General features: G+C 63.5%; 10 protein-coding genes. 5 read left to right on the plus strand and 5 right to left on the minus strand.

The window, feature by feature from the left end:
* Both VD811_09310 and VD811_09315 read right to left on the minus strand, forming a co-directional pair.
* The coding region (locus VD811_09310; GenBank protein ID HXV21165.1) for an ATP-binding cassette domain-containing protein at positions 1 to 394 on the minus strand (394 nt) is incomplete at its 3' end.
* A 65-nt stretch (positions 395 to 459) separates the two neighbouring features.
* A complete protein-coding gene (locus VD811_09315; GenBank protein ID HXV21166.1) occupies positions 460 to 1689 on the minus strand; it encodes an efflux RND transporter periplasmic adaptor subunit in 1230 nt (409 codons plus the stop codon).
* Between the two features lie 167 nt (positions 1690 to 1856).
* Between VD811_09315 and VD811_09320 the strand changes: the two genes are divergently transcribed.
* The 3 genes from VD811_09320 (at position 1857) to VD811_09330 (ending at position 3034) form a co-directional block, all read left to right on the plus strand.
* Complete coding sequence (locus tag VD811_09320) at positions 1857 to 2159, plus strand: TRL domain-containing protein (protein ID HXV21167.1); 303 nt, start codon at positions 1857 to 1859, stop codon at positions 2157 to 2159.
* 130 nt (positions 2160 to 2289) lie between these two features.
* Positions 2290 to 2478, plus strand: coding sequence for a TRL domain-containing protein (locus tag VD811_09325; protein HXV21168.1), 189 nt, complete (start codon positions 2290 to 2292; stop codon positions 2476 to 2478).
* Between the two features lie 154 nt (positions 2479 to 2632).
* A complete protein-coding gene (locus tag VD811_09330) occupies positions 2633 to 3034 on the plus strand; it encodes a bacteriohemerythrin (protein ID HXV21169.1) in 402 nt (133 codons plus the stop codon).
* A gap of 70 nt (positions 3035 to 3104) precedes the next feature.
* On the opposite strand, the gene VD811_09335 is transcribed toward VD811_09330, so the two are convergent.
* The 3 genes from VD811_09335 to VD811_09345 all read right to left on the minus strand — a co-directional run bounded on the left by VD811_09335 (position 3105) and on the right by VD811_09345 (position 5095).
* Positions 3105 to 3749: an HAD family hydrolase gene (locus tag VD811_09335; GenBank protein ID HXV21170.1), complete on the minus strand. Its 645-nt coding sequence runs from the start codon at positions 3747 to 3749 to the stop codon at positions 3105 to 3107.
* A 168-nt stretch (positions 3750 to 3917) separates the two neighbouring features.
* Positions 3918 to 4649 (minus strand): glycerophosphodiester phosphodiesterase family protein, encoded by a 732-nt coding sequence (locus tag VD811_09340; protein ID HXV21171.1) that lies wholly within the window; start codon positions 4647 to 4649, stop codon positions 3918 to 3920.
* 47 nt (positions 4650 to 4696) lie between these two features.
* Positions 4697 to 5095, minus strand: coding sequence for a rhodanese-like domain-containing protein (locus tag VD811_09345; GenBank protein ID HXV21172.1), 399 nt, complete (start codon positions 5093 to 5095; stop codon positions 4697 to 4699).
* 166 nt (positions 5096 to 5261) lie between these two features.
* Here VD811_09345 and glpX point away from each other — a divergent pair, with 166 nt between their 5' ends.
* Positions 5262 to 6215, plus strand: coding sequence for a class II fructose-bisphosphatase (glpX, locus tag VD811_09350; protein ID HXV21173.1), 954 nt, complete (start codon positions 5262 to 5264; stop codon positions 6213 to 6215).
* Positions 6216 to 6366: 151 nt separating this feature from the next.
* A partial coding sequence (locus VD811_09355) for a cytidylate kinase-like family protein (GenBank protein ID HXV21174.1) occupies positions 6367 to 6705 on the plus strand: 339 nt, incomplete at its 3' end.

Raw genomic sequence — 6705 nt, forward strand, 5'->3', positions numbered from 1 at the left:
GGCCGCCGGAGAGCTGCCCGGGACGGTGGTCCATCCGGTCCGCCAGCCCCACCGCGGCCAGCGCGGCGGTGGCGTGCTCCCGGCGCTCGCGCCGGGAGAGGCCGGTGAGCAGCAGCGGCAGTTCGACGTTCTCGAAGGCGGCGAGTTCCGGCTCCGAAAGGAGGGTGATGTCGAGGCCGTCCACCCGGATGGTGCCGGCGTCGGCCCGGTCGATGCCGGCGATCAGGTTGAGCAGGGTCGTCTTGCCCGAGCCGGAGGGGCCCATCAGGGCCAGGAACTCCCCGGCGGCGAGGTCGAGGGTGATCTCCTCGAGGACCGGGATGATCTGGGCGCCGCGCCGGTACGACTTGCAGAGGCCGCAAATTTCGACGATGGGGGGGCGGTCATTTTCCATGGCAACCTATGCAAGGGCAATTCATGAATTGCCCCTACGGAACGGGCAGGCACGGGGGCCTGCCCCTACTCGGGCGTCTTTACCCGGATGCCGTCCCGCATCTTCTCCAGGGGGCGCAGCACCACCTTCTCCCCGGTTTCCACCCCCTCCCGGATCTCCACCAGGTCGCCGATCGCCTCCCCCGGCGTCACCGGCGTCGCCACCGCCCGCCCCGCACGGATGACGAAGACCTCGGTGCGGCCGTTCTGCCGCCGGAGCGCGGCAGCGTGCAGGGCGGTCCGCGGGGTGCGCTCCTCCTCGGCCGGCGCCCGCGCCAGGAAGGCGACCCGGGCGCTCATCTCCGGCAGGATGCGGGGATCGGGGTCGAGAAAGCGGACCTTGACCAGCACCGTCGCCTTGCTGCGGTCGGCGGTCGGCACGATCATGTGCACCTCGCCGGCGAAGCGCTCCTCGGGGAGGGCGTCGAGGCGGATTTCGCAGGGCTGGCCGACGCCCACCTTCTCCAGGCTCGACTCCGAGACGTCGGCCTCCACCTGCAGGGAGTCGAGATCGGCGATGTTCACCACCGCCGCCCTTGCCTCGGCCGCCGCGCCGATCGGGGTGAGGATGTCGCCGATGTCGGCGTTCTTGGTCAGGACCACGGCGTCGAAGGGGGCGCGCACCCGGGTGTAGTCGAAGGCCACCTCGGCCTCCCGCAGTTCGGCCGCGGCCGCCGCCACCGCCGCCCGGGCGCTCGCCACGCCGGCCCGGGCCCGGTCGCGACGGGCCAAAGCGGCGTCGTATTCGGCCCGGGAGACGAAGCCGCCGGCCAACAGTTCCTGGAAGCGGCGGAAGGAGAGCTCGGCCTCGTTCGCCTCGGCATCGGCCTCGGCCAGGACGGCCCGGGCCCGCTCCAGCCCGGCCGCCGCCCGATCCCGCGCCGCCGCCACGTCCCGGCTCTCCAGGCGGGCGATCACCTCCCCCTCCCGGACCCGGCTTCCCTCTTCGACCCCGAGCCACTCCAGGCGGCCGGTCGTCTTCGCCGCCACCGCCGCCTTGCGCTGGGCGACGACATAGCCGCTGGCGTTGAGCACGGTGAAGCCGAGGGAGGGGTAGACGCGGGAGACGGTGGTCACCTCCACTTCGACGGTCGGGGGAAAAAAGACCCACCTGGTCAGGAAAAGCAGAGCCAGCAGCACCAGGACGAAGGCAGTCCAGCGCCAAACGACGCCGCTTCGCCGCGGCCGGGCGGCTCCCCTTTTGTCGATCTTGAGTTTCTGCAGGTCTTCGCGGGCCATGGTATACAAGCATACCATTAGTGGGAATCAGGGCAACGTCGGGTGAAGAGGTGAAACGGGGAGGCGGCGTCCCGGCTCCGCGAGGAGGAAATCGGGGTCGTTTCAGGCTATACTCAAGACACTACCACCCAGACCGGTCGACCTCTTTCCGTTCCGGAAGAATGAATCAACAGGAGGGCATCCACATGCATTCTGTCGGGAAATGCGGCATCGGCGTCCTGCTTCTCATCTCGCTCCTGGTCCCGGGCTGCGCCTACACCAGCATCCAGCGGCCGCTGGGTACCGAGTTCAACAAGACCGAACTGGGGACAAAGACGGGCCAGTCGAGCAACCATTCGGTCCTCTGGCTTTTCGCCTGGGGAAACGGCGGCACGCAAGCCGCCGCAGAAAACGGGGACATCACGGTCATCCGCCACGCCGACACGAAGCTCTTCTTTCTTCTCTTCGGGCTCTATGCGAAGGTGACGACCATTGTCTACGGCGACTAAAGGTGCATGCTCCTTCCTGCTCGCGCTGCTCCTTGCGGGGTGTTCGCTGCCACGCGGCTTGATCTATTCGGATACGACCGCCCCCTACTCCTCGGAATTCAACGAGACTCCGGTCGGGACAAAGCGTTGCGTGATCAGAAGTCACCAGATAAAGGAGCCGGTAACCGGGCGCAGCATCTACGCCGAATGGTCAGCGGACCTGATCCTGCGTGAGGCGCAGAAGGCGGGCATCAAGGAGATCTACTACATGGACAAGAGGACGCTGAGCATTCTCGTCGGCATCTATAAACGCGAATCCCTGATTGTTTACGGCGACTGACCAGGATTTGTCGACAGGGAACCGAACAGGGGTCCTGGTTGGCCTTGCCGAACCACTTCCCCGGAATACTGTAGAGACACAAGATTTTGCACCGCCACTGCAATGGCAAATTTTTTGCAGATACAATCCCTCAAATACCCTGAGAGGAGAAGACATGGAATTTTTCAAATGGAAACATCAGTTCAGCGTCAATATCCCGGAAATGGACCAGCAGCACCAGAAATTCATGGCCCTGCTGAATAAAGTCCATCTCTACAGCGAAACCCAGGATCGTGATCCTGAATTTCTCACTGCGCTTTTCCGGGAACTTTTCGCCTACGTGCTGACCCACTTCGAGGAGGAGGAAACACTCCTTGAGCAGACCGGGTTCCCAGGCCTGGAGGTGCAGAAGAAGCAGCACCAATATTTCCGGGACCAGTTGGTCAATCTCCGCGAACAACACCTCAAGGGCAATGCCACTGCACCTCTGAGTGTCCTGATTTTCATGCGGGACTGGTTCATGAACCATGTTCTGGAATTTGACAAAAAATACGGGGAATACTTCAAGAATCTATAGAATGGCGAGCCATGATTTTGGCCGGCAGGTCATTTCTTTGACTGCTTCCATGGCCGAGGTCGGCGCCTTCTCAGGGAATCACGCCCATCATCTTATGGATCTGCAGCAGATCGGCCGTCTCGCTGACCAGCAGCGTCGGGATGCCGGCCGCCTGGGGAATCTTCAGATCGACATGCTGCCGGTCGCCGACGAAAAGGAAACTCTCCGGCGGGCCGCCGATATCTTCCAGTAGCCGCTCCAGCGTGTCGGCGTCCGGCTTGGGGCGCCAGCTGAATTCGATGGTATAGAGCCGGCGGAACATGCCATCGACACCCAGCAGAGCGAGGATCTTCTGCGTCAATGGCAGACTGTTGTTGGTGTAGAGATAGAGCTCGCAACGATCGCGCAGGGAATCGAGCAGGGCATAGAGGACCGGGTCGTGGTCGAGATAGGCCTCGGGGCGCACCCGCTTCTGCAGCGCCCGGTGGAAATCGGAGACCTCGATGCCAAGTTCGAGGCAGGTCCGGGTCAGGGTCGGCTCCTCCTCGAGGGTCTCGGCCAGCCGCCGCTTCGCGCAACGCAGCACCTCCCTTCCCCCTTCCCGGCTGAGGCCGCGGCTGCCGGCCACCAGGTCACAGGCAGCGGTCCATATCTCATCGGCAATCTCGTCGCTGACATAGAGAGTGCCGTCGAGGTCGAAGACAATGGAACGAATCTGGCTCAAGTCAGTCAGCACAAGCACACCCTTTCACGACAGTTGATGCCGTCCGGACAAATTCTTCAATGAGTTTCAGTCTAACAGGCCAGCCGCGCTTGTCAAAACCGGACCTGAGCGCATTAGGCTTTAATATCGGACACTTGAATCTTTGTCGTGGCGACTGTGCGGTAGGGGCGGATGCATGGGTCAGGGGCGGGCCTCCCCGCCGGAGCGGCGCAGATGGCGGGCGATGAGGGCGGGATCGTTGGTGAAGATGCCGGCGGCGCCCAGGCGGCGGAGCGCGCTGCAGACGTCGGGGTGATCGACCGTCCAGCAGTGGACGGCCAGCCCGTGTTGGCGGCAGGCGGCCATCAGGGGACGGGAAAGGAGGTCGTAACGGGGGTGAACGCTTTCCGCCCGGCAGCCGACCGCCCTCCGGACGGCCCGTCCCCAGAAACGCGAATCGACGAGAAAGCCGAGCGGCAGGTCGGGGTTCTGAAGACGCAGCCGTTCGAGCAGAGCATGGTCGAAGGAGGAGATCAGGACGCGGGCCAGAGGATACGCCCGCAGCAGCTCGATGACGGCCAGACCGGCCGGCACGGCCTTGATCTCGACGTTGAGCCGCAGCCGGTCGGCCGCCCAGGCGAAGACCTCTTCGAGGGTCGGCAGCGCCTCGCCGGCAAAAGCAGGGGAAAACCAGCCGCCGGCGTCGAGCCGCCGCAGTTCCCTCAGCGGCAGCCCGGAAATCCGTCCGTGGCCGTCGGTGGTGCGATCGACGGTTTCGTCATGGATCACTACCGGCACGCCATCACGGCTGAGATGCACGTCCAGTTCGATTCCGTCGGCGTCGGCGGCCTCCGCCGCCCGGAATGCCGCCATGGTATTTTCCGGCGCGACCGCCGAGGCGCCCCGGTGGGCCCAGATGAAGAAATCGCTCATGGCTGCTGCTCGCGGTCTGCGGATAAATGCCCGAACATGGATAGAGGTCAGGGAGCGCCCTTGAGCACCGGCAGGCCGCGCAACTGCCAGGCCGAGAGCCCGCCGGAGAGATTATAAACCTCGGAATATCCCTGTGCCGCCAGGTACCTGAAAACCTGGGAACTGCGCGCGCCGACGGTGCAATAGACGAGAATGGGTCGGTCCCTGGGCAACTCGCCGACCCGGCGCAGCAACTGGTCGATGGGGATGAGGTGAGCCCCCTCCAGGCGCACCTGGCGGTATTCGCCTGGCGTGCGGACATCGAGCAGGTAGACCCGGGAGTCCTTCCGCAGCAGGTCGACCGCCTCCGGGACCGACAGGTCGCGGGCAACGCCGGCAGCGGCGGCGGCGGGAGAAGCGAGACAGCCCAGGAGGAGCAGCACCAGCGACAGATACCGTATCCACATCAGCATTAATCCTCTCGTTGCAATCGGTTCTTTCCTGTCAATTATATGCATTTTGCGATATGGACACCACCCCAAAAACGCCACCCCAAAAACTTGTCTTTGCCCGCAAGACATGCCATTATACGCCCCGCGAATTGATCATCACCACCCCAAGGAGGGAAACCCGATGGATCGCAATCTGGCACTGGAACTGGTGAGAGTCACCGAGGCGGCCGCCCTCGCCTGCGGCCGCTGGGTCGGCAAGGGGGACAAGAATTCCGCCGACGAAGCCGCCACCAATGCGATGCGTCGCACCCTCGACTCGGTCGGCATCAGCGGTACCGTCGTCATCGGCGAGGGGGAGATGGATGAAGCCCCCATGCTCTACATCGGCGAGAAGGTCGGCAACGGAACGGCGCCCGAAGTCGACATCGCCGTCGATCCGCTGGAGGGCACCAGCATCTGCGCCAAGGGGATGAACGGCTCGATCACCACCATCGCCATGGCTCCGCGCGGCGGCTTCCTGCACGCTCCCGACATGTACATGGAGAAGATCGCTGTCGGACCCTCGGCCAAGGGTGTCATCGACATCAACGCCTTGCCCGGCGAGAATCTCAAGCGGATCGCCGAAGTCAAAGGCTGCTATGTGGAAGACCTGACCGTGGTCATCCTCGACCGTCCCCGTCACGAGAAGACGATCAACGAAATCCGTCGGGCCGGGGCGCGCATCCACCTGATCCCCGACGGCGATGTGGCCCCGGCCATCGCCGCGGCGGTCGAAGGCAGCGGCGTCGATATGCTGCTGGGCATCGGCGGCGCCCCCGAAGGGGTGCTGGCGGCGGCCGCCCTCAAGTGCATGGGGGGAGACATGCAGGGCCGCCTCGTCTTCATGAGCAACGACGAACGTACCCGCGCCAAAAACATGGGCATCGATGACTTCGACAAGGTCTACACGGCCGAGGAAATGGCCCGCGGGGACGTCTTTTTCGCCGCCACCGGGGTAACCAACGGCGAACTGCTGCAGGGGGTCCGTTATTTCGCCGGCGGAGCCGAGACGCACTCGATCGTCATGCGTTCGAAAAGCCGCACGGTTCGCTTCATCAAGACCAGCCACTATTTCGACTTCAAGCCGGTTTATTAAGAACTTTTCCGTGCCTGGGGCTCTGTTCTGTCGGGCCGGTTGCGGGGCGCGGGACCCATACCGCGGGCGCATTTAAATCTTGTCATCCCAATTGCGGCTTGTTAAGATTCCCGCTGCTTCACGCGTTCCAATCCATTCAAAGGGGAGAACCATGGCGATTATCACCATCTCGCGCGAAATGGGCAGCGGCGGCATTCCCATCGTCCACCGGGCGGCGGAAAAACTCGGCTACACCCTGGTGGACGGCGAAGCCATCGCCAAAGTTGCCGGCAACTACGGTCTTACACCTGAAGCCCTTGAAATAACAGACGAAAAACCTCCAGCGTTCGTCGAGAAACTTGACGAGCAAATGGCGGTCGACCTCCACCTGATCGAACTGATCATCCTGGAGTACGCCCTCAAAGGGAACGTCATCATTTACGGCCGTGGCGGTCAGGACCTGCTCAAGGACATCAACAGCGTACTGCGCGTGCGAATCATCGCACCCTTC

It is taken from the genome of Desulfuromonadales bacterium (assembly GCA_035620395.1).
In the GTDB taxonomy this organism is placed as follows: Bacteria; Desulfobacterota; Desulfuromonadia; order Desulfuromonadales; family DASPGW01; genus DASPGW01.

Bases quoted from the DNA above. Each gene is read 5' to 3' on its own strand.
- VD811_09315 (HXV21166.1), bottom strand. From the start codon at position 1,689: ATGGTATGCTTGTATACCATGGCCCGCGAAGACCTGCAGAAACTCAAG.
- VD811_09320 (HXV21167.1), top strand. From the start codon at position 1,857: ATGCATTCTGTCGGGAAATGCGGCATCGGCGTCCTGCTTCTCATCTCG.
- VD811_09330 (HXV21169.1), top strand. From the start codon at position 2,633: ATGGAATTTTTCAAATGGAAACATCAGTTCAGCGTCAATATCCCGGAA.
- VD811_09340 (HXV21171.1), bottom strand. From the start codon at position 4,649: ATGAGCGATTTCTTCATCTGGGCCCACCGGGGCGCCTCGGCGGTCGCG.
- VD811_09345 (HXV21172.1), bottom strand. From the start codon at position 5,095: ATGTGGATACGGTATCTGTCGCTGGTGCTGCTCCTCCTGGGCTGTCTC.
- glpX (HXV21173.1), top strand. From the start codon at position 5,262: ATGGATCGCAATCTGGCACTGGAACTGGTGAGAGTCACCGAGGCGGCC.